Here is a 22,576-nt window from a genome sequence, read left to right on the forward strand (position 1 = left end):
CCCTGCCTGCCTCTTAGAGCGCCTTCCCGCGAAATGGACAGCGGTTCGCGGGAAGGAAACGCGTCAGTCCAACAATCCAGAGCCCCGTTCCGATTCAATCGGAACGGAAGACACCCCGGCGTCACTGCGGAGCAAGCTTGCGCTTCTCTTCATCCGTGAGGCCTCGCGTGTCGATGTCGGTGAGCGGGCCGTAGCCGACCACTTTGAGGGGATCGTTGGGATTGTAGCTCCGTTGCTCGGCCGGTGGCGGCCGCCGCTTGTCCTCCGGGGACGTCTCGCCGTCGGCTCCGCCGCCATAGCCAAGCACCTCGACGATGATGATCGAGGGCTGACTGTTGGCAGCAGGTGCCGCGGGCTGCGCCTGCTGAGACGCCGCAGTCGTGTTGTTTGCGGAGGTCAGCGCACCGACCGGCGGACCGGTGACGACCGGCAGGCCCGACGACACGCCCTGTACCTGGATGTTGGTCGCATTGATGATTTGCAACGCAGCCAGGTTGACGTTGCCGGAGACGCGGACGCCGGCCTCGCCGAGATCGATGCTGCCAAGCGGCGCGACGAGGTCGATATTGCCCGGTCTTACGCTCGGAACTTGCTGGATGGTGGCGACACCCGCGCCGAACACCGGCGGCACAGGAGTCAATTGCACACCGCCGTAAGGATCATAGGTCCGGTTTGGCGGCGTGTAGATCGCGGTGGTCTTGGAGCCGCGGCCGGCGTTGATGTCGCCCTCCGCCGACCAGGCGCTGATGTTGCCGCCATAGACGGTCATGACGCGGCTTTGCCCGAGCAGGATACTACCCTGCGCATAGATGCCGATGTCGCCACCCTGCCCGAGCGAGACGAGGCCCGCATCCGACGTGGGTGTCACGCCTTCGGTGCCGACCAGCACCTTTCCGCCCGGCGCCATCAACTGGATGCTGCCGCCATCGCTGCCATTGCTGGGTCCGGTGCGGACGAAGCCGCTGAGGGATCTGCCATTGGCATCGAGCGCGCTGAACAAGGTGATGTCACCTTGGTAGCTTTGCGGTTGCCCGCCGGCGCCCTGGCTCGGAAACAGCACCGCGATCGCGTCGCGCCCGCGCAGATAGCTTCCCGGACGCAGACCACTGGCGTCGTTGTACTCCCGGCCGCTCGCCGTCAATTCCGCGAAGTAGACCATGCGATCGAACGTCGCCTGTTGTTGCAGCGAGAGCGCGCTACGGAAGAAGCCGAGTGCGCCGTCCTGATCGCCGGTGTAGCCGTAGTTGACCTGTAGCCAGCCGTAGAGCATCGCATTGTAGGTAAAGCGGCTCTGCAACGCGCTGCTGCCGAGTAAATAGGCGATCGCGTCGCCTTGCGTACCGGCATAACCGGTGCTCTTGAGCCAGGCATAAAGCGGCGTGCTGGTCGGGTACTGCGCCCGCTGCGACGCCGGCAGGCCGCTGAAGAACGCCAGCGCGCCGCTTTCGTCGCCGGTGTAGCCGGCGGCGCTCTTCAACCAGACCGCCAGATCCTTGAGCGTGGCGACTGTGTCCGCGGTCTGAATAACCTTGCCCGGCTGGCCGGCCAGCGGCTTCGAGGGATCGGCCGCGTTCGCGGGATCGAGATAGCGGGCGGCAAACCCCGCATAGTTGATCTGGCCAACACCCGGCTCGCCGGGGCCGACGCCGGCCAGCAGCGACACCGCAGCCACCGGGGTCGTGCTGCCCGAGATCAGGGAGGCAAGACCTTCAACGCTTGCGGTCGCTCCCTGATAGAGGTTCTTCCCCGCAACCAGCGAGAGCGAGCCGGGACCTGAAACGCGGAGACCGGGCACGGAGCGTCTGCCAGTGCTGTCGTCGAGGAAGTCGTTGATGCCGGCATAGATGATGTTGCCGGAGGCAGCGATCAACGACATGTCCGAGGGGCTATCGTGAAGGATCATGCCGTTCAGATTCACGATGTCGCCACCGGCGAGGATCTGCACCGGCTTCATCGCCCGATAGAACGTCGTGCTGACATTCTGATTGCCGATAAAGGCGAGACCGATATAGGTCGCCCCATATCTGAGATTGAGAACGTCGCCGCCGACCGCGTAGACATGCGAGACGATGTCCGCGCCGCCGAAAGCGGTGGCGTCGGTCACGGTGTTCGGGCCGAAGGTATACAGCGGCAGGCCGGCGCCCGACATGCCGTCGAGAGGCTGGGAAAATTTGCCCCAGAAGTTTGACGCAGTGATCTGCGTGCCGCCGGAACTATCAGCCTGCGACGACAGCCAGCCGGGATTGAACGGCGTCGCCAGGCTCGACAACGAGGTCGCCGATGGGCCCAACAGTCCGTTCGACGATGCGATGATCTTGCCGGCAGCGAGCAGATCGAGTTCGCCCTGGGGAGACGGCATCTGGGTGCTGCTGGCGGCATCCACCGGCGTCAGGTAGATGCTGCCATTGCCGGCAACCGCGCGCAGGATCGGCGGCAGCACCGACGTGGTCGACAGTCCGATTCTGGAGACGCCCTGGTCGGAGGACAGCGGCGCGAGATTGCCGCCCGCGGCAAACAGGTTGACCGCAGTCGTTCCCGTCCAAAGCGTGAACCACGACGCGGTCTGCAGGCCATTGCCGCCAGCGCTCGCGTTCTGAGACAGCAGGCCACGACCCAGGTCATCGATAGTCCCCATCGCGAGGTCGCCGCGCGCGCGAACGGCAATGGTTCCGTCGCCTGGCGCAAACGAGCCACCAGCGACTGCAACCATCCCATAGGGTATCAGCGGGTTGGCGGGGCGCGGATCAGCGAGACTAACGCCGAAGTTTGTTCCGGTCAGGGTACCAAAGGCCCCCGCATCGACGCTGGTGTCGCCGCGCAGGTTGACGAACTGGTTGCCGCCGGTACCGACATTGCTGCCGGCCGCCACCTTCAGCGAACCGCCGCCGGTTTGCGCGAGGCTGCCATCACCCAACACGCGGCCGCTGCCGCCGATTGCGACGATGATGCCCTGCCCGGCATCCCCGATGTCGTGCCCCGCAGTGACCGTGACATTGCCGCCTCCCAACGCGCCGACTCCGGCGAAGGCGGACAGGGCCGGCTGCGGCCCCGGATAGTTGGACGTCGCCACATAGCTACCGAAATTGACGCCCCACGCGGTCGCCTGCCCGAGCGCGGCGCCGCCTTGACGCCACAGCCAATTGCCCACTGCGGTCGCGCCCGGCGGCAGATTGCCACCAACGTCGCCTTGCGCTGCCAGCAGCACGTCGCCGCCGCCGTCGGTGTAGTACATGCGTTGCGGATTGAGCGTCGGCTCGTAAGCCGCATTGGCCTGTCCCATCACCGAGCCATCGGGCAACGTTGCGCGGCCGATATTGTACGCAGCGTCGACGGTAATCGCCGTGCCTGCCGTGTAGACGCCGAATGGCGAGGTCTGCTGATAGTTGCCGCCGGCGAGAATCTCGAGACTGCCGGTGCCGGTGCGCACCACGCTGACACCCGGGCTCGGGTTTCCCGTGCCGGCCAGGTTGACGTTGAAGGGATCGTTCAGCACGACGTTGCCGCTGCCCGACAGCGTCGAGACTGACTGCAAGGCGCGGCTGTCCACGCCTGCGAGATCGGCGCCGCCGACCAGGCGCATCGACCAGGATTGCGATCCCGGCGCGAGCATCGGCGCGATGGCCCATACCTGACGGTCACCCGCCGCGGTCAACGACCCGACACTCATGCCGGCAGGCAGAATCGTGCCGATCGGCAGCGAGACATTCTGGGCGAACGTATAGCCGTTGAAGAGGGTAAGGTCGGCATTGGCCGGCAGGGTCACCGACTGAATGTACGCCCCGATAACGAGCAGAGAGCTTGAGAAGTAGGTGCCAGCCGCGATCCTGGTTCCAATCTGCCAGGTGATGGCGGTGGAAATCCGGTCACCGGATCTATAGAGGACGCTCCCGTCCGGATTGTAGATCGTTCCGAACACGCGCCGCCCCGAAAAGGCTGGCTGGAATGGATCGGAGAGCACGACGTCAACAGGGAAAGGATGCGCGGCAGTGGGATCCTGGTTGAGATAAGTATCTTCCGGGAGGGTCAGCGGGATGTTGATCGTGCTGCCGCTTGGAATCGACGATCCGGCGGACAATGTCGCCCCGGCAGTCTGGACGGTGTAGTCGGAATCCAGCGTCCCGGAGAACAGAACTTTCAAGCTATCGGGTGAAGCCGGCGGCCGCGCAAACCCATCGTTGACGCTGCCGTTGATCTTGAGGTTGCCGCCGGCGCGGACGACCAGCACACCGGGCTCGCCCGAGCCCAGGACCCCGGTCTTCTGAGTGAACGGATTGAGGCTGGCGTAGCGGAAGCCGGAGAGATCGAGATCACCGGCAGTCGAAAGATCGCCATCAGATCGGATTTCGACACCGGGGCGCAGATGGAACGCGCCGGAATAGCTCGATAGTCCGGCAAGACGCTGCAGCAGGCTGCTGTTCGCCAGGGCCGCGTTGATGAACGCGGTGCTCTCGGCGTCGCGCGCAACGAGATAGGCCTGATCGATGGTGCTGCCGCCGGGCAGCGTGTAGGTCCGGAACGCGTTGACCGCGATGCTCGCCGCGCCGGTGACGGTCACGCCACGGGGCGCATTGATGGCAACGTCGTTGGCACCGTCACCCGACCCACCCGCACCGCCGGTGCGCGGCGCATTGAGGTTGACTTGTCCGTAGGAGGCGAGCAACGCGCCCTGTGGCGAGGTGACGCTGACGTCGATGCGTGCACCATCATCGAGCAGCAACGTGCCCCGGCTGGTGGTCAGCTCGACGGTTCCGCGGTTGCTGGCCGCGATCGGCTGACCGTAACTGTCGGTCTTGAGTACGGTGCCATGCGCATCGAGCACGCCCGATCCGGTGAGGTCGAGAGTGTCGCGCGCCGAGAGGCGGATCGTGCCAGGAGATGTGCCGCTGGCGTCGATCTTCCCGTTGACGACAAGCGATCCGCCATCGAGCGAGATCGTGACGCTGCCGGCTTTGACCTCGTCGCCGACGACGAGGCTGCCTTGCTTGATGTCGAAGGCACGCGATCCGAACACCCCGCCCGCATTCAGCATCGTATTGAGCGCGGCGAAATTGCCGATGCTCTGGCCCGTCGCCAGGAACGCGCCGCTGGTATAACCGCCGCTGCTGCCACCCAGCACCTGACCACCGAACAGCACCGCGCCATTGCCGGCCGTCGCGCTGACGCTGCCGCCGACGTTGTTGACGGCGGACACATCGATCACCGAGCCCGCAGACTGGACGATGTTCGCCTGCCCGCTGCTCATCACCAGGGTGCCGCCCCAGCTATTCTTCGTGACGTCGAAGAAAGCAATGCTGCGGCCGGCAAGATCGATATGGGCGTTGCTGCCGAGCGCCACATCGTTGGTCCCACTCAACGTCAGCTTGCCGCTCGGCAATGCCACCGCGGTGTCGAGAACCACGCTCGCACCGGTGAGAGAAACGGTGCCGCCGAGATCGGTCACGGCCGCGGTATTGGCAGGCGCCATGCCCGCAGGCGCCGCAGCATTGATCGTGCCGCCGGCCTTGATGTCCAGCACCGCGCCGTTGGTTGCCGTCACCAGCGGCGTCGTCAGATTGAGGTTACCACCAACGAGGGTCCCGGAGGCATCGCTGGTCTGGCCGACCGAGAGCGTGCCGTTGCCGTTGGAAGTGATACGTGTCGCCGCGCCGAGATTGACCGTGGAGAAGCCGAGCGCGATCCGATTGAGTGTAGCACCATCGGTCGGCCGGCTCGCGGCATCGTAGCCGAACAGAATCTCGTTGGCCTTGATGTTGAACTGCCCCGAGCCCGTGCCGGCGCCCCCCGGCAACACGGCGGGCGGTGGCATGCTGCCATAGGCCGGCGGGCTGCCGGTCCGGATTCCGTTCCAAATCAGCCGATCGGCGATGATCGTCGCGCGATCGTTGGCTCCCCCGCGACCGTAGATCGCCGGGGTATTGATCACGAATTGCAACGACTTCCCGTTCGGTCCGCCAGTGGCGTCGAGCGACGCGGTGCCGAAGAAGTTGAGGCTGCCGCTGGTCAGGATCAACTGTTCGAGTGCAGGCACGCCCGCTGTCGTGGACGGACGCAGCAGTCTGTCGAGTTCGACCTGAGTCAGTGTCCAGCCGGCCGGCAGCACGCCAGCTGCCTGGGCGGCGACGAGCGATGCCGTATCGCCGATATTGATCTGGTTCTGCGTCACTGCGAGATAGCGTGCGCCGAAGTTGGCGTCGCCGATGTTAAGCTGTCCCGGCGCGCCGAGTACGATGCTGCCGTCCGTCAACAGCGATGCGCCGCTCGCCAGCGAGATCGCGCCGGTTCCGCCGATCGGCAGGAAATTCAGCCGGCCATTGCCGACCGCGAGCACGGCGGGCCCGCCCGGATACTGCTCGTTCTGCGCATTGCTGTACACGTAGCCAAGCGTCGAATCGATCACCGCGCCGGTCTTGCCGCGGGTGTCGATCGTGGCGGTCCCGGCGACATTGATGTTGTTGCCGACGAGGAAGACCTGGCCCGCTTGCAGCGTCGCGCCGTCGAGGACGTTGACGGTCCCGCTGCCGCTGAGCTGGATCCGGGGCCCGTAGATTTGGTCGAACCAGTAAAGGGAATGCCCGCCGACGACGAGCAAGCCGGCATTGAACGCATTGAGATCGGCGCTCGAAAGCGACGTATGCCCGGCGATCGGAGCAGCGTCAGGTGCGGTGATGTCGATGATATTGCTTGGTGCCGACGAGTTGACGATCAATCCGCCGGTGATGCCGTCGCCGCTGCCGTTGAACAGGGCCGTGCCGGCGAAGGCCAGTGACTGGCCGCTGTCCGGCGGAGTGCCGAAACTGAGCGAGAGCACGCCGCCATCCGACGGGAGACGCGGACGCACTGCGCCGAACGTCGCCGCCTGGCTGCGCGCAAAGTCGCTGTAGCTCATCTCGTTGTATTGCGAGTAGCTGCGGACGGTTCGACCGGGCGTGAGCAGGAGCTGTGTCGCCAACGCGTTCACGATACCGGTGTTGGCGATTCCCAGCGTTCCGGTCGCCGCGTAGGATCCGTTGCCGAGTCCGACCGCTCCAGTCAGCGTCGTGTTGGTGCCGCCGAGCTCGACGCGGAACGCGCCGGGCAGCAAGGCGTAGCTCGACGGCAGCAGCGTGTAGGTTCCTGCTGGCAATCCCGGCACGCCGGCGCCGATCGTGACCTGCTGGCCGACGACGGGATCGCCCGCGCCATTGGAGGCGATTGAAGGGGCATAGGCCGACGCGTAGCCGGGCAGGATGGCGTAGACTTTGTTGCCCGCCGAGCTAAAGCCGGCATTCGCCGGATTGGCGCTTGCCAACGGCGTCGTCAGGACATTGACCGAACCGCCGCGGCCGGAGATGAAGCCGGCGCCGGCAAGCATCCCGCCACCGGACATGTCGAGCACGGCGCCAGGCTCGCCGACCATCGAGTTGGTCCTTATGGAGATGCCGGTCGCAACGCGGTATTGCCCCCCTGACAGGACCTCGAGCGAACTGAGATCGAGCAGCGTGCCTGCCCCCTGGTAGGTGATGCCATCCGGCGTGCCGCCGAACGGCATCGTGAGCCCGTTGGCGCTGGAGGAGGTGACGCTACCGGATCGGAAGATCACGGTCGTCGGCTTGGTGACGGTATCGTCGTAATTTATGTTCGAGATGAGCGGCGGATTGAACAACACGGCACCGAGCGGCGCGCGCACGATGCCGCCCTGGTCGATCTTGGCGCCGATAAAGGACAGTTGGCCGAATGCCGAAGCCGGCACCGCGGGGAGAGCCCCGCCATTGCCGCGGATGGTCAGCAGGGCATCGGGCTTGAGCGCGGGGCTCCAGACGCCGCCGGTATTGTTGGTCCGCAGATACATGCCGACGTAGATTGCAGCGTTGGCGCCGCTGAGCGGATAGAGCTGGGCTGCCTGAATGGTCAGGTCGCCGGGAGCCACCACCGCGCTGGTGGCAAGCCGGATGTCCCCGGAGCTCTGGAGTGTGATCTGGTCGAACCCCGGTGCATTGACGAGATGCGGTCCCGACGTATGGGTGCCCTGGTCGGTAAACGGCGCCGGAATATTGTTGGTATCGCTGATATAGAGCAGCGCACCGCTGCCCTGAGCGCCGAATGCACCGAAGCGGAGAGTGCCGCTGATATCGATCAGGTCGGCCGCGATATGGAGGCTGTTGTCATTGCGGAGGCTCGGTCCACTGACACCGAGGCCAGGCTGATACTGCTGAAGTGACGCCTGGTTGTTGTCGATCCGGCCGTCCAGCCGAACATAGGGTGCGGCAAGCGAAATAGCGGCGTTGGGCGTGTCGCTCGAGGCGGTGATGATGCCGCCAGAAAGCGTGAGGCTGCGCCGCATCGCCAGATTGACGTCGCCCTTGAAGACGAACAGGTCGGACGTGCGCAACGACAGCGAGTCGAATCCTCCGGCGTGAATCTGGTCGACGCCGAGCACGGCGGTGCCGAATTGCAGCGCCGGGTCCGCTTTGCCCGGCGTCAAATCCGCGGCCAATCCGCTCGATGGGTTGTTCTGGACGATGGTGACGTTGTGCAGCTTCTGGATCGCATCGGGGATCAGACCGATGCCGTCAGGGGCCAGCGGCCCGGCAATCAGCGGGGTGTAGATGCGGCCGACGAGATTGACTGCGAGCGTGCCGCCGGATGCTCCGGGGCCGCCCGCCGAGGCGCGCATTTCGCCGTCAAGATAGATGCCGTTGTCGGAATAGAGCCCGATGCTGCCGCCGTTGCTCGCGACGAGCCTTGGACGCGATGGCGTGCTTGGCGACGCCCCGGCGGAGAGATCGATGATCGCCGACGTGCCCGAGGCATCGAGCCGGGCGCCCGGGCGGATGACGATGAAGGCATCGCTGGCCTGATCAGCCACCCCCGTGCCGCCGAGCTGAATGGTACCGCCGTCGCTCACCGTGCCGTAGCTGCGGCCCGATCGGTCCTGCGCGATAACGGCCGTGCCTGACACGTCGAGAACGGCATCTTCGCCGATCCAGACCGAGCGGGTCAGCGAGAAACTACCGTGGCGGCCGGCAACCTGCGCCTGCCCCGCCGCGTCCACGACGCTGTTGACGCTGATCGTACCGCCCGGAACCGTGATTCGACCGTCGATCGTGGTCTGGCCGTTGGCGAGGATGCTGACCGACTTGCCAGGATCGGCAGCGATCGCAGCCTCTCGCTGCAGCGTAAAATCGCCGAGGCTCGCAAGCGTCAGGGCCGCACCTATGCGCGGTGTGACTTTGGCAGCGACCGGATCATCCAGGTAAGCGGGCGGCAGCCATAGCTCGGCAGTGGCAGCCAATCCGCCTCCGCTCCGCGCAGCGAACGACGTCGCAGCGAACTGATAGACCGGCACCACCGGTTTCACGTTGGCGCCATCGGTGACGAGAAGGCCAGTGCCGCTGGTGATATTGTAGCTGGTGAAACCCGATGCCAGCAGGCCGCTGTCCAGCGTCAGCACCGGCTTGATAGCCGCCGGAGTCGGCAACACCGTGCCGGCGGGAATCAGCGTGCCCGCTGGCAGCGTTAGGGGCGCAGTCGTCAGGTCACCGGCGTGATACGAGGCCAGAACCTGCGGCACGACAGTGAAGCTCTGGGGAAACACCGACGACGGCAGCACCGTGCCGGCCGGCACCGGGCTGATCGAGAAAAGCACCGTACCCGCCGGCACCGTTTGTCCCGTGCCGAAATATGCAAATGTGCTGCTGAACGCATAGACCCCCGCGGGAACGACCCAGGCGCCCGCGGTCGTGATCGAGTTCGGCACGAAATTCGGCGAGATCGCGACCGATGTCGGCTGATCGAGCGGCGCGGACGTCAGCGCGTTGGTGTAGTCGATAGGAACCTTGCTGCCGGCCGGGATGACGAGGTCCTGATTGAGCCTCAAACTGATGCGGGCTGGCGTATTCGCTGCGAGCGTACCGCCTGCGAGCGCCGCATCGTCGCCAATGACGATGGTCTGACCGGCATTGAGCGTCAGGTTGCCGCCGCCATTGAAGCCATAGGCGCGCACGGTGCCGTCGAAAATCAGCGGCGCCGAGCGGTCGGTGCTGAAATAATTGGTGGCCCCGAGGTGGGAATAATCGTTGGTGATCAGGCTGACGCTGCCGCCGGTTCCGCCCCGCGTCTTGTTGTTCAGGACGATGGCGCCGCCGGATGAGACATCGACGAGGCTGCCGCTCGCAAGCGTGATGCCGCCGGTGGTCGATACGGTCAGCGCCCCCCCGTTGAGATAGCCAAGACCGGACGTGTTGCTCGGATCGACCTGCGCATTTGTCCACAACCCCGACAGGTCGACGGTGACACCAGAACCAATGGCCACGGAGGCCGGCGTGCTTCCCGTCGTCAGCGCCCACCATTGCTCCAACTGGCCGCTCGCCAGCACCGCGTGCATGATGTTGCCGAGCGTGATGCTGCCGCTATGGGCCGTGACGTCAGCGTTGAGGGCGATCGACGGGGCCGCGAAGGTGATCTGGCCTCCAGGCGCGAGCGTCAGTGGCGCAGCAACGGTGATCTGGTTGCTGGTTGCGAAATTGAGACCGCCGAGCCCGAAACTGTTGAGCGTCGGCGCATCGAAATAGGCGGTTCCGGCACGATTCGACGGCAGCGCATCGGTTGCACCGACTCCATCGCCGATTGGCGCCACATTGCCGAACCGGACATTGGTGTTGTAGGCGCCGGTGAGACCGAAGCCCGTGTACTTCCCGAGCGCGAGCGTACCGGCCAGCGGCACGGTCGTCTGCGTCAACTTGTAGCCGTCGGTGACGCCCGCTGAACGCGCCGTGGCCTGCCGTTCTCCATCGATGACATCGGCAAGGATCGCGCCTTCGAAGACGGCGGTCGGAGTCGAGAGGTTGAGCCGGCCGGCATCGCGTCCGATCGTGTAGCCGCTCTCCCAGCGGACGCTGCCCCTGCCGAACGGACTGAGATAGATCTCGACGACGTTCCAGCGTTGATGGTTGACGACGAAGCCATTCGCCAGGCTGACATAGGTGAGACCGGACGGTGCATTATTGGCGTCGTAGATTCGCCCGTCGCTACCGAGCAGATTGGTCTGACGTATCCAGCCGTCCTGATAGCGCACCGCGCCGCCGGAGATGTTGAAGATCGAGCCCCGTTGGGCGACGACTTCCGGCGCGGATAGCGTGATCGAACCGCCGACGGCGGTCCATTCTCCGATTGTATGCCCTGTATTGCTGAGATAGCCGGAAACTTCCAGCAGACCACCCGGGGTGTAGTAGCGATCGGAGGCATAGCCTCCGGTGCCCGCCGGCACCAGAACGAGATTGCGTGCGTCGACCCAGACATTCTTGTTGAGCAGTGTCCCACTGTCGCGGTTCTGCGGGGAGTCGCGCAGCTCATTGCCCTGGATATTCACGGAGATGTCGTTGGTCGACATCGCCAGCACGGTGCCGGTCATACCGGACACGTCGATGACCGATCCCGTCTCGGCGAAGACACGCTTGCCGGCAGATACCGCCACCTGGCCGCCCTGGGCCATCGTCAGCGAACCATTCCGGAAATTCACGATGCCGCCGCTGACGATCTCGACGCGAGACTGGTCCTTGCGATCGGCGAGCGTCGAGAGATTGTCGAACAGGCCAGTGGCGAGGCCGTTGGCGCCCGACGCCGCGATCAAACTATCGCGCTGGGCATTCAACGCGGTGGCGTTCGGATTGATGCCGGCCACGAGCGCGGCCGCAGCATCAGTCTCAGGCAGGACCAAATTGATGCTGTTGCCGGTCAGTGTGACGCTGCCGGTGCCGTCCGAGGCAGAGTTCAACAGATGGATGGTTCCGCGCTGATTGACCGACGTCGTCGAGAGCAGGATCCCATCCTGGGTGATGGCGTGACCGGCAAGCGTGATGTCGCCCCGCTGCGCCAGGATGAGACCGGTGTTACCGACCGCGCCGCTGACGCTGCCTGCGCGCAGCAAGGGAGCGATCTCGTTGCCTCGAGTCGTCGAATACTGGTTGACGTTGGTGCCGTACCCCGGTCGCAGGATGAAGTCGTCGCCAGCGGAGAGCATGACCTGCCCCTGGGGCGTGGTGATGGCGCCGGCATTGGTGACCTCGCTACCCATCAGCAACACGAAGCCGCCGCCCGATGTGTTCGATACCGGCGGATTGGTCGTGATCAATGCACCCTTCTCGACGACGATCTTTCCGCCTGCCCCACTGAAGCTTGGCAGGTAGCTCGCGTTGCTCTGTGACGAGTAGATGCCATTGGTGATGAACTGCTGGTCGGTGATGGCGGCGGTGGAAGCGATCAGCGAACCGACGTTGATCTGACTGGCGCCGCCGAAGATGATGCCGTTCTGGTTGATCACCAGCACCTGGCCGGGAGCATTGATACGGCCGAGAATCTGGCTCGGAGCGAGATTGCCGCCCACGCGATTGAGCGCGGTCCAGTTGCTCGCCTGCTGATTGAAGTTGAGGGTGGTCTGGCTGCCGACGTTGAAGGTCTGCCAGTTGAGGATCGCCCGCGCGGCGGTCTGCTCGACGGTGACGGTGGCCTGGCCGCCGCTGACCGACTGTGTCGGCAGATTGGCGCCCTGCCACAGGCTCGAGCCCGCGGTCGCGCCCGGCGCCACCTGAAGGCCGCCGGGCGTCAGACCGTTCGGCACCACCACTTGGGGCAAGGCGTTCGAACGCTGCGTGGCGGCCGCCGCGTTGCGCGCGCTGGCCTGGGCGGCTTGCAGGGCCTCGATCGCCCTTGCCGCACGCATGAGCGCATCCTGGCTCTGCCTGGCGACGTCGGTGGCCTGCTGAGCGGCGCGACTTGCGGCATCACTTGCGACCGCAGGCGCCGCCGTCGTCGTGGCATAGCTGCCAAACGGCCGCGCCGTCGCCGCCTGGGGTGCGGTCAACATCAACGCCAACGCGCTTGTTCCAGTCAGAAGCAGCCGCCGTGAGAGCACATGGTGTACCCCGAGGATCGTCGACCCCATGGAAGAGGCGCGGGTGGCGCGATGCACCTTGCTTCGGGTGGCTTGACGATGGGGCATTCCGATCCTCTCAGCGACATCGATTTTCGATCCGCTGCGAAGACGGATGCGGATCGTGGAATCCACCGACGCTCCAGATTTTTTTTGCAGGGAACGGGATCGCCCCGCCTTGCGAGCCCTCACCCCACCAGCACGACGCCACCAGGCAAGGATCGAATCCGGATACCCATCGCCTTCGACATGAAATCAACCGCATCCTCAATGCGGTCGAGGCGGAAACTTGCAACCACGAGACGTCGGCCGAGCGCCGCATCGAGCAGGACGACACGCCCCGAGCGGTAACGATTCACCTCATCGATCACCTGGGTCAGCGGCGCGCGGCGGAATATCAGCAATCCGCGTTGCCAGGCAGCAACGGTCTCCGGGTCGATTCCGCTAATTTCGTGAGGACCCCCGGCGTCATAGACAATCTGCTGTCCATTCCGAATGGTGACCGCACGCTGCTGGCAATTGACCACAAGCTCGCCGGCACTACAGCTCACGCTGACGGAGGCACCGTCCTTGCGGATGTTGAAGGAAGCCTCGCGCGCGGCAACACGGCCATTGCCCGCGATCACCACCAGTTCGCGGTCGACGGTCCCGCGGCTGGAGACTGCGGCCTCTCCCGCAATCAACTCGATCTGAGCACCACCGTCGACCGGGGCACGCAGATCTAGGCTGGTCCGAGTGTTGAGCTCCACCGCGGCCAGGTTCCCGATCTCGATCTTTCGTCGTTCACCCGTGCTCGTGCGATAATCTGCAGCGAGTTCGGCGATGGATGGCCACAGTTCGAGCGGCGGCCGAAGCGCCACCACGCCCGCGGCCGACGCCGCCAGCGCCGCCCCGCCGATGAGAAAGCCGCGCCTTGCGAGCATTCGTTGCGGCTGCGACACGGCCGCCTGCGCCGCTCGGGCGTCCTCCGCCTTGCGCGCGGCATCGCCGAGCACATTCCAGAACAATGTCGCCTCGGCAAACTCTGTGGCATGGGCGGGACTGCTTTCACGCCATCGATCAAAGGCCTGAACGTCAGCTCCGGTGGCCTCACCGCTGTTGAGCCGGCGCAGCCAGTCGAGCGCTTCCGTCCGCAGCGCTGCTTTGCCCGCCGAATCTCGGTGTGGAATGCTCATGGCCTGCCTGGTTCGATCCGCTCTGCCGATTGCCTCATGTCCTAGACGATCCCAGGTCACCCGTTCCGCCCCCGGTTTCGTCTTTTCTCCAAACTTTACTGAGGTGATCCAGCGCGATCGCCAGTTCGCGGTCGACCACCCGTACCGTCACGCCGAGCCGCTCGGCGATCATCTTGTAGGGCAGGCCTTCCAGCCGCGCCGCGACGAAAACCGCCCGCCGGCGCGGCGGCATGGCGTTGATGGCCTCGGACAGCGCTTCCAGTTCGAGCCGCGCCTCGGCAATGCGCGCGGGATCGAGATCATCTTGAGCCCGCAAGTGGATCGCCTCGACATCGGCCACAACCAGCCGCGACCGTTCCGCGCGCTGGCGATCGGTCGCCACATTGAGGACCACCTTGTAGAGATAGGCCCTTGGATTTTGCACCACGGATGCCGACGCACCGGCGTCGCTGCGTTGCAGCCGCAACCACGCTTCGTGAAGCACCTCGCTGGCGAAATCGAACGAGCCGAACCGGCGGCCCAACCGCTCCTTGAGGCCGTGATAGTCGTCGATCAGAAGACGACGCAACGCCGACAGCAAGGTCTCGGTCATCGCCTCGCCTCGCGGCCCCGCGCGGCGTCCTGGCAATAGCCGTCCGCGATTGCTTCCGACGTGATGAGCAAGGTGACCGGCTGCGGCAGATCGCTCGGCGGCGCTGCCCCAACCACGAGTTCGCGAAAGCTTGTCGCGAGCATCGCGTCCCGTTTGGCGTCGCCGGACGATGTCAGGAGTTCCGCACGCTCGGTCGCGCCTGACCGCCCGATCCAGACCCGTGCCAGCACACGATACGAGCCGGGCAACGTCTCCCTTTGACGGCACAGCGCGTTGCGCAGCGCGTCTTGCACCCGCGCCGAATAGGCGTCGAAACGCCGCACCGTCGGAGACATGTCGCTTGTGCTGCGCCGGTTTCCGTCGGTGAGTTCGGGAACAAGCGTGAGGCCATCATTACCGATCATCCGCGCAGCAATCCCGGTTCCGGCAAGCAGCTGCGCAAGCGCGGCCTCGGCGGTGAAGGCCCCCTTCACCCCGTTCGTTCGCCGCCCTTCGGTCATATCGGCATCGAACAGCAACTGAATGCGCGTTGCCGCGCCATAAGCGGTCAGTGCCGTGTCAAGCGGCTCGGCCGGGATGTCGAATTCGATGAGCGGCTCAGTGGCCAACACGCCCTGCGGAATGACGGCGGCAATCGCAACAACCAAACCAATCACCGCCAACAAGGCACCGCATCTTGGGACCGATCCCGGCAAGTAAAACCCAACTGCCATTTCTGTGGGATCCGAGGAAGGCTCCACCACAACGGCAGGTAGCCCTGCCAGATGACAAAGGCATGACGAGAGGCCTCGAACAGGATTTGCGGCAACGACTGCGCTTCAACGCTTGTCGTAGCGAGCCGCATCTGACGAGCTACCCAAACCGCGCGCGTCCACAACGGACGTTCTTGAAGCTTGCGCAGATCGAAGCATGAACGTGGTCAAGCGACGAGCGGGGGAGAGGTCGCGCTCCAGAGCACGGGACGGATCCACCGCGGTGAACGGCCCGCTCATTGGTTCGACGAGATCGGCGCCACGGCGAATGCCGGGCGCAGGACATCGTGGTTTGGCGGAGAAAATCGCTGAGTGAGCGGCTCATGGTAGCGGGGGAGGGACTCGAACCCCCGACCCCAGGATTATGATTCCCGTGCTCTAACCAGCTGAGCTACCCCGCCATGGGCTCGCGTATGGCGGCTTGGAGCCGCTCCTTGCGAACGCGCGGCATATAAAGAGTGGCATGCGCGCCTGTCAAGCAAAGCTGGACGGGGCCGCAAACTATTGCGGCGAGAGGCTATTTTGGCCTGACCGACGGGTCGCCGCCGGGGCTGCCGGGTGGTGGAATCACTGGCGTGTTGCCGCCCTGCGGGGTCGGCGCACGCATTTCGGGATCGACGCCGGCCGGCGGGCACAGCACACCGTCGGATTTGGCAAGCTTGTCGCCCAGCGGCTGGGCGCCCTGTCCAGTGGTGGTTCCCTCGGAAGCCGCCGCGCCCGGATGCGACGGCTGCTGCGGCGCGCAATTCTGATTCTGGACGGCACGTGACGGCGCCGGCGGCGCGGTCTGTGCCGGTGGCGTGGCTGGCGCGGGCGGCGCCTGCGCCGCGGCCACGGCCGGCGCCAGCATCAGCACCCAGGACAAAGCGACTGTTCGGTTGATCGTCATGACGAGAAAACCGGAACGACGCGCCGATGTTCCCCGTCAAAATCGCCGCAGGCTCACGATTTGCGGAACCGGATCAGCGAGAAATGCCCCATCGGCGGCATCGGCCTGCGTTCCGCGAGACTGACGCCGCCATGCCTGGCCGCCCAGTCGGTCAGTCGCGCCCACGGAAATTCCGGTCGCCAGCCGAGCCGCCGCGCCAACGGCGCGAAGGCCAGTTCGAAGACCCGGCGCGCCCCGCTCTCGGCGCCGATGTGATTGACCAGGATCAGCTCGCCGCCTGGCTTCAGCACCCGAATGAAATCGTCGAGCGTCGCCTCGGGGTCCGGCACCGCGGTGATGACGTATTGCGCGACCACCGCGTCGAAGAATGCGTCCGGAAATGCGAGGTTCTTGGCGTCCATCACCGCCAGCGTCTCGACATTGGAGAGGCCCAGCGCACGCACGCGCTTGAGCGCCCGCCGCAGCATCGGCTCGGAAATATCGACGCCGCACAGCCGCGTCGTGCGCGCATATTCCGACAACGACAACCCGGTGCCGACGCCGACATCGAGCACGCGTCCGCCGATCCGGTCGGCTTCCGCGATGGTCGATTGACGGCCGTGATCGAACACCTTGCCGAACACCAGATCGTAGATCGGTGCCCAGCGGCCATACGCCTTTTCGACCCCGTCGCGGTCGATGTCCCCAGCCATTCCCTGCCCCGAATTCAGCTTTGTTTGCGCATGACCGTTTCGGAAAACCGGTTGCCACTTTTCCGGATCATGCGCTAGCCGCGGATCGCTTCCGCGAGCGGCGCCACTGTATCGCCTGTGACGCCACGCGTCGCACGGCTTGCGGTCGCACTCTTGATGAAGCCGCCGCCAAGCACCCGCGCCTGCCCGGAGGCCGCGTCATAGAACACGCAGGCCTGGCCGGGCGACACGCCCTCCTCGCCGGCAACGAGCTCGACCTCATAGCCGCCACCGGCGGCGCGCAGCCATGCCGGTTGCGGTGCGCGCGTCGAACGCACGCGGACATAGATCTCGATGCCGTCGCCGATCACGCGATCCAGCGCACCGTCGCCGATCCAGTTGACGTCGCGCAGCGCGATGCGGTCCATCCGTAACGCCTCGCGCGGCCCGACCACGACCCGGCGCGTCGCCGCGTCGAGCTTGACCACATAGAGCGGATGGCCGGAGGCGATGCCGAGGCCCTTGCGCTGGCCGACGGTGAAATGAACGATGCCCTGGTGCTGGCCGACGACGTTGCCGGCGAGATCGACGATGTCGCCCGGCGCGATCGCATTCGGCTTCAGCCGTCCGATGATGTCGGTGTAGCGGCCGGTCGGCACGAAGCAGATGTCCTGGCTGTCCTGCTTGTCGGCGACCTCGAGCTCGAAACGCCGCGCCAGTTCGCGGGTCTCCGGCTTGGTCATGTCGCCGAGCGGAAAGCGCAGGAAGTCGAGCTGCTCGCGCGTGGTGGCGAACAGGAAGTAGCTCTGGTCGCGGTCGGCATCCGCCGCGCAGACCAGCGCGCGCGATCCATCCGCGAGCCGGCGCGAGGCGACATAGTGGCCGGTGGCGAGCGCCTGCGCGCCGAGCTCACGCGCGGTCGCGAGCAGATCGCGGAACTTGACTGAACGGTTGCACTCGATGCACGGCACCGGCGTCTCGCCGAGCGCGTAGCTGTCGGCGAAATTGTCGATCACCGATTGCTTGAAGCGGCTTTCATAGTCGAGCACGTAATGCGGGATGCCGATCCGCTCGGCGACATTGCGGGCATCGTGAATATCGCGGCCGGCGCAGCAGGCGCCCTTGCGATGGGTCGCGGCGCCGTGGTCGTAGAGCTGCAGCGTGATCCCGACCACGTCATAGCCCTGCGACTTCAGCAGCGCAGCCGTCACCGACGAGTCGACACCACCGGACATCGCAACGACGATCCGGGTGTCTTCAGGGCGGCCTTCGAGGTCCAGGCTGTTGAGCATCTTCAAGCGGTCATTGGTCACTGTCGCGGCGAGCTTATGCGCTCCGCGACGAAATTGGAAAAAGCCTTTGTCCAGAGAGCCTTAGAACGCGTCCAAGATCGGCTCGGTCGGTTCAGGACGCGTTGGAGGCCACCTTTAATATAGGCCGTATTCCGGCGAGGCAATCCGGCGCAAGCCGTGGCGTGCCACGCGCAGACGGCAAATCTTGCCGCCGGGCAAAAAGAAGGCCGGTCGGGAACTGGTTCCGGTCCGTAAGCGCAAAAGCTAATACATTGAAGTATCTGAATATTTTGTGCCTGCCGTGGTTGGCCCACTCCTTGCTGACAGAACGCCGGAAGTCTCATTTGCGAGGGTTGGCAGTGGTCAGCGTCACGTCGGAAGCATTGGCAGGCCTGTCTTTTCAGGGCGCGACACCGCGCCCTGCGCGGTCCGATTCCAGTTCGCGGACCAGCAATGACGGTTTTGCCGCGCTGGTCGACAGCAGCACCGCGTCCAGCAGCGACAGCAGCCGCTATGACACGCAACCGGCGCCCGCGCGCCGGTCTGACGATGCCTCCCGCGACGGCAGCACGGCCCCCGACCGGACCGCGCGGGATTCCACGAGCTCGCGGGACGACAAGAAGGTCGACAGCGACGATGCCTCGTCGCGCAAGACCAAGTCGAAATCGAAATCGGACGACTCGAAATCGAGCACCGACACGCAATCCACGACCGGCACATCGGCGACCGCGCAAGCCACGCCACAGCCGGATCCGTCCAATGCCGCAACGGCCAGTGCGGTGATCGCGGCTGTCGCGGCAGCGCCGGCAGCCGATCCGACGGCGGCGGCCAGCGCGCCATCCGACCAGCCGGCCGCACCGCTTGCGATCGCCGCCGCCGCCATCGCGGCAAGCGCGGCGATCGCCGGCACTGGTGCTACTGCCGGCACGGGTACGCCCGCGGCGACCGGCACCGCAACTGCGGCGGTCACGACGGCGAATGCCGATAAGGTCGCCAAGGCGGCCGGCGTCAAGACCGAGGAGCAGCTCGTCACCGGCACCGATGCCGCAACGGTCGCAGGCGCAGCGACGGCGTCCGGCGATGCTGCACTCGGCACGACGGTCGCCGCCGCAACGCCCGCCACGAAGACCATTCAGGCCAAGGTGCAGATGACCGCAAAGGACGCCACCGCGACCGCGCCTGCCGACCCGGACAGCGCCGCCTCCGGCAGCGGCGGCGCCGCGTCGGCCAGCCCAACCACTATCGTGCCCGCGGTCGCGCAGGCTGCCGCCGTCACCGGCAAGGCGAAGGCCACCGCGGACGGTGCGGCCGATGCCATCAAGGCCGATACGAACGGCGACGGCAGCACCGCGCCGACGCCGACCATCGGCGGTCACGCCGCCGCGCAGGCCCAGCTCGCGACGCCTGATCCCAGCGCACAGGCGGCGAATGCATTGCAGCCGCAACTGCCCGCCACCCAGACTACGCCCTCCGCGACCGCGCAATTGACCGTGACCAACGCCGCGCAAGCTGCCGCGGTGCCGCTCAGCGGGCTCGCGATGCAGATCGCGGCCTCCGCCAAGAGCGGCAAGAGCCGCTTCGAGATCCGGCTCGACCCCGCCGAGCTCGGCCGCATCGATGTCCGCATCGATGTCGACCGCAACGGCCAGGTGACCTCGCATCTCACCGTCGAACGCCCGGAAACGCTGTCGATGCTGCGCCAGGACGCCAACCAGTTGCAGCGCGCACTCGACAATGCCGGCCTCTCGACCAGCAATGGCGGATTGCAGTTCAGCCTGCGCGACCAGTCGCAGTCGGGCCAGAACAGCAATGGCCAGTCCAATCCGAACGCGCATCATCTGATCGTCGCCGAAGAGGACAGCGCTCCCGCAGCGGCAGCCGGCCGCTCCTATGGACGCACCACCAGCGCCCTCGGCGGCGTCGATATAAGAGTGTAAGGAGTTCATCATGGCAGTCGACGCAAGCATGCCGACGCCGGTCGTCTCTGCACCGGGCACCAACAGCGGAACGAGCTCCGGAAGCAGCAGCGGCAGCGGCCTGACCACCTCGAAGGGCATCGCCGACAATTTCCAGACCTTCCTGACGCTGCTGACCACGCAGTTGCAGAACCAGAACCCGCTCGACCCACTCGACACCAACCAGTTCACCCAGCAGCTCGTGCAGTTCGCCGGTGTCGAGCAGCAGCTGAAATCCAACGATCAGCTCAAGCAGTTGATCGCGATCGAGAAGAGCGCGCAGTCGACCCAGGCACTGGTCTATGTCGGCAACACGGTCGCGGTCGACGGCAGCAAGACGCAGTTCAACAAATCCGCGACCTGGAATCTGGTGTCCCCCCAGGCCACCAGCGCCACCATCACGATCACGACCGCGACCGGCCAGACCGCCTATTCCGGCAATTTCAACCTCAGTCAGGGCAATGCCAGCTTCGTCTGGGACGGCAAGGGCAATGACGGCACGCAATGGCCGGCCGGCACCTACACGTTGACCGCCACAGGCAAGGACTCCAAGGGCAACCCGATCGCGATTTCCACCGAGGTGCAGGGCATGGTGGATTCCGTCGACCTGACCGCCTCGCCGCCGCTGCTCTCGATCGGTGGCCAGACCTACACCACCGACAAGGTCAAGCGCGTGGTCCGCGGCACCACGAGCTCGAGCTAACCTCGGCCTGCGGGTGCGTTGCATCACGTCAATCACCGGCGTCGTCCCGGCGAAGGCCGGGCCACTTACGCCGCGGCGAAGGTTGTTGCAGGGACTCGCCGCTCCGGCAGCGCGCAACAATCGGCATTTGGGGTGACTGGAACGGCGGTAATCTGGCGCGAGCCGGTTCGCAATCTCTCGCCAACAACATCAATAGACATGATCAGAAATAAATTGCCGCACGTCAGCTGTCTGTAAGCAAGCCAGCGCTATCGTGATTTTCCGCGCCCGATCGCCGATTCTGCCCTGAAACCTCCGCAGCCACCCAAGCCGCCCGCCTTCGACCACCGGGAAGAGTTAGCTCGTGAACCCGACACGTCCCCCATCGCCCGACCGCGCTCCCAACGCTCCCCGGCACGCGATGGCCATGCCTCCTCAGCTCGCCGAGACGATGGCCGAGAACGCGCGGCTCAGGACCATCGCCATCACCGTCATGCTGGAGATTGCAGCGCTCCGCGAACGGCTGCCGGCCGCAGAAGAGTAGCCGCGCGGCTGCATATCGAATGTGGTTGAGCGCACGCGTCATGCTTTCGAGAGCCGCCTAACACTTTCCGGATCATGCGCTCGGTCGGGCGATCAACGCGACCAGCGAGTGCTGTCGGCGGCCCTCACTTCGACTGCCCCGCTGCATCAAGGATCAGCCGTGCGATCGCGTCGGGCTGCGAGATCAGCGCGAGATGGCTGGCCTTCAGCTCGATCGTGGTGGCGCCCATCCGCTTCGCCATGAAGCGCTCGAGATCCGGATTGATGGTGCGGTCCTCGGTCGAGACGGCGTAATAGCTCGGCTTGCTGCGCCAGGCGGCGTGGCTGGTCTTGCCTGCCAGCAATTGCCTGTGGAACGGCTGCTGCACGGCGTAGAGCACCTTCGCCTTGGCTTCTGGCAGGTCGCCGGCGAAATCGCGCAGGAAGGCTGCTTCCGACAGTCGCCCCTCGTCGCCGTCGAACACGATGCCGGCGCTCGCCGGCGGCGTCGGATAGGTCTTGGCCAGCGCGGTGTAGTCCTCGTTCGCATCGGGAGCGCGCGCGGCGACATAGACCAGCGCCGACACCTTCGGATGCATGCCGGCCTCGGTGACGATCATGCCGGAAAAGGAATGGCCGACCAGCACCGTCGGGCCATCCTGCCGATCGAGCACACGCTGCGCCGAGGCAACCGCTTCGTCGAGCGTGGTCAGCGGATTTTGCACCGACGTTACATTGAGCCCGGCCGCTTGCAGGCGCGGAATGACGTCCGACCAGCAGGAGCCGTCGGCAAACAGGCCATGCACCAGCACGACGTTGCGTGCCTGCACCGGCGGCGCGGTTGCGGCCGCGCCGCGCGAGGACACCAGCGAAGCCGCCGCGCCGGCCAGCAGGGCGGTCGAGAAAGTACGTCTGTTCATCATCATGACAAGGGTTCGGATGGAAGGAGTGAAGTGCTCACCTGCGATGAGCGGACAACCTCTCCTACGCACGCAATGGCGCATGGTTACGAGCGGTGTCGCTCCAAGCGCGGACATCAAGGATAGTTGAACAGGGTGGGAAGGCCGACCAAGGTTCACCTCGTATGACGCCGTTCAAGCAGCGGGGAGATACTGAGGGGAACGACGATTTCCTATTGC

At 65.5% G+C, this 22,576-nt stretch carries 10 protein-coding genes and 1 tRNA gene; 2 read left to right on the forward strand and 9 right to left on the reverse strand.

Annotated features, from left to right (window positions below; genetic code table 11):
- Window positions 1–121: 121 nt before the first annotated feature.
- The 8 genes from B2W55_RS12155 to mnmA all read right to left on the reverse strand — a co-directional run bounded on the left by B2W55_RS12155 (window position 122) and on the right by mnmA (window position 18,278).
- Window positions 122–12,841, reverse strand: coding sequence for a filamentous haemagglutinin family protein (locus B2W55_RS12155; RefSeq protein ID WP_168200262.1), 12,720 nt, complete (start codon window positions 12,839–12,841; stop codon window positions 122–124).
- Window positions 12,842–13,095: 254 nt separating this feature from the next.
- Complete coding sequence (locus tag B2W55_RS12160) at window positions 13,096–14,082, reverse strand: FecR family protein (RefSeq protein WP_024582978.1); 987 nt, start codon at window positions 14,080–14,082, stop codon at window positions 13,096–13,098.
- Window positions 14,083–14,116: 34 nt separating this feature from the next.
- On the reverse strand, window positions 14,117–14,674 hold the full coding sequence (locus B2W55_RS12165) for an RNA polymerase sigma factor (RefSeq protein ID WP_024582977.1): 558 nt from the start codon (window positions 14,672–14,674) through the stop codon (window positions 14,117–14,119).
- Complete coding sequence (locus B2W55_RS12170) at window positions 14,671–15,330, reverse strand: STN domain-containing protein (RefSeq protein WP_244442278.1); 660 nt, start codon at window positions 15,328–15,330, stop codon at window positions 14,671–14,673. Before B2W55_RS12170 ends, B2W55_RS12165 begins: the two co-directional genes overlap by 4 nt.
- A gap of 420 nt (window positions 15,331–15,750) precedes the next feature.
- A tRNA-Met gene (locus B2W55_RS12175) sits at window positions 15,751–15,827 on the reverse strand.
- A 116-nt stretch (window positions 15,828–15,943) separates the two neighbouring features.
- On the reverse strand, window positions 15,944–16,315 hold the full coding sequence (locus tag B2W55_RS12180) for a hypothetical protein (RefSeq protein WP_024582975.1): 372 nt from the start codon (window positions 16,313–16,315) through the stop codon (window positions 15,944–15,946).
- A gap of 53 nt (window positions 16,316–16,368) precedes the next feature.
- Entirely contained in the window at window positions 16,369–17,007 is a 639-nt protein-coding gene (locus tag B2W55_RS12185) for a class I SAM-dependent methyltransferase (RefSeq protein WP_024582974.1), read from the reverse strand.
- A 74-nt stretch (window positions 17,008–17,081) separates the two neighbouring features.
- Window positions 17,082–18,278: a tRNA 2-thiouridine(34) synthase MnmA gene (gene mnmA / locus B2W55_RS12190; RefSeq protein ID WP_024582973.1), complete on the reverse strand. Its 1,197-nt coding sequence runs from the start codon at window positions 18,276–18,278 to the stop codon at window positions 17,082–17,084.
- Between the two features lie 359 nt (window positions 18,279–18,637).
- Here mnmA and B2W55_RS12195 point away from each other — a divergent pair, with 359 nt between their 5' ends.
- Both B2W55_RS12195 and B2W55_RS12200 read left to right on the forward strand, forming a co-directional pair.
- Window positions 18,638–20,215, forward strand: coding sequence for a flagellar hook-length control protein FliK (locus B2W55_RS12195; RefSeq protein WP_024582972.1), 1,578 nt, complete (start codon window positions 18,638–18,640; stop codon window positions 20,213–20,215).
- Window positions 20,216–20,225: 10 nt separating this feature from the next.
- Window positions 20,226–20,936, forward strand: coding sequence for a flagellar hook assembly protein FlgD (locus tag B2W55_RS12200; RefSeq protein ID WP_024582971.1), 711 nt, complete (start codon window positions 20,226–20,228; stop codon window positions 20,934–20,936).
- 647 nt (window positions 20,937–21,583) lie between these two features.
- Here B2W55_RS12200 and B2W55_RS12205 read toward each other — a convergent pair.
- Window positions 21,584–22,363, reverse strand: a complete 780-nt coding sequence (locus tag B2W55_RS12205; protein ID WP_024582970.1) for an alpha/beta fold hydrolase — start codon at window positions 22,361–22,363, stop codon at window positions 21,584–21,586.
- Window positions 22,364–22,576 lie beyond the last annotated feature (213 nt).

Origin of the sequence: Bradyrhizobium sp. UBA2491 (assembly GCF_002341725.1) — a bacterium.
Taxonomy (GTDB): Bacteria; Pseudomonadota; Alphaproteobacteria; order Rhizobiales; family Xanthobacteraceae; genus Bradyrhizobium.

Bases quoted from the DNA above. Each gene is read 5' to 3' on its own strand.
- B2W55_RS12155 (WP_168200262.1), bottom strand. From the start codon at position 12,841: ATGTTGACCGCACCCCAGGCGGCGACGGCGCGGCCGTTTGGCAGCTAT.
- B2W55_RS12160 (WP_024582978.1), bottom strand. From the start codon at position 14,082: ATGAGCATTCCACACCGAGATTCGGCGGGCAAAGCAGCGCTGCGGACG.
- B2W55_RS12165 (WP_024582977.1), bottom strand. From the start codon at position 14,674: ATGACCGAGACCTTGCTGTCGGCGTTGCGTCGTCTTCTGATCGACGAC.
- B2W55_RS12180 (WP_024582975.1), bottom strand. From the start codon at position 16,315: ATGACGATCAACCGAACAGTCGCTTTGTCCTGGGTGCTGATGCTGGCG.
- B2W55_RS12185 (WP_024582974.1), bottom strand. From the start codon at position 17,007: ATGGCTGGGGACATCGACCGCGACGGGGTCGAAAAGGCGTATGGCCGC.
- mnmA (WP_024582973.1), bottom strand. From the start codon at position 18,278: ATGCTCAACAGCCTGGACCTCGAAGGCCGCCCTGAAGACACCCGGATC.
- B2W55_RS12200 (WP_024582971.1), top strand. From the start codon at position 20,226: ATGGCAGTCGACGCAAGCATGCCGACGCCGGTCGTCTCTGCACCGGGC.
- B2W55_RS12205 (WP_024582970.1), bottom strand. From the start codon at position 22,363: ATGATGATGAACAGACGTACTTTCTCGACCGCCCTGCTGGCCGGCGCG.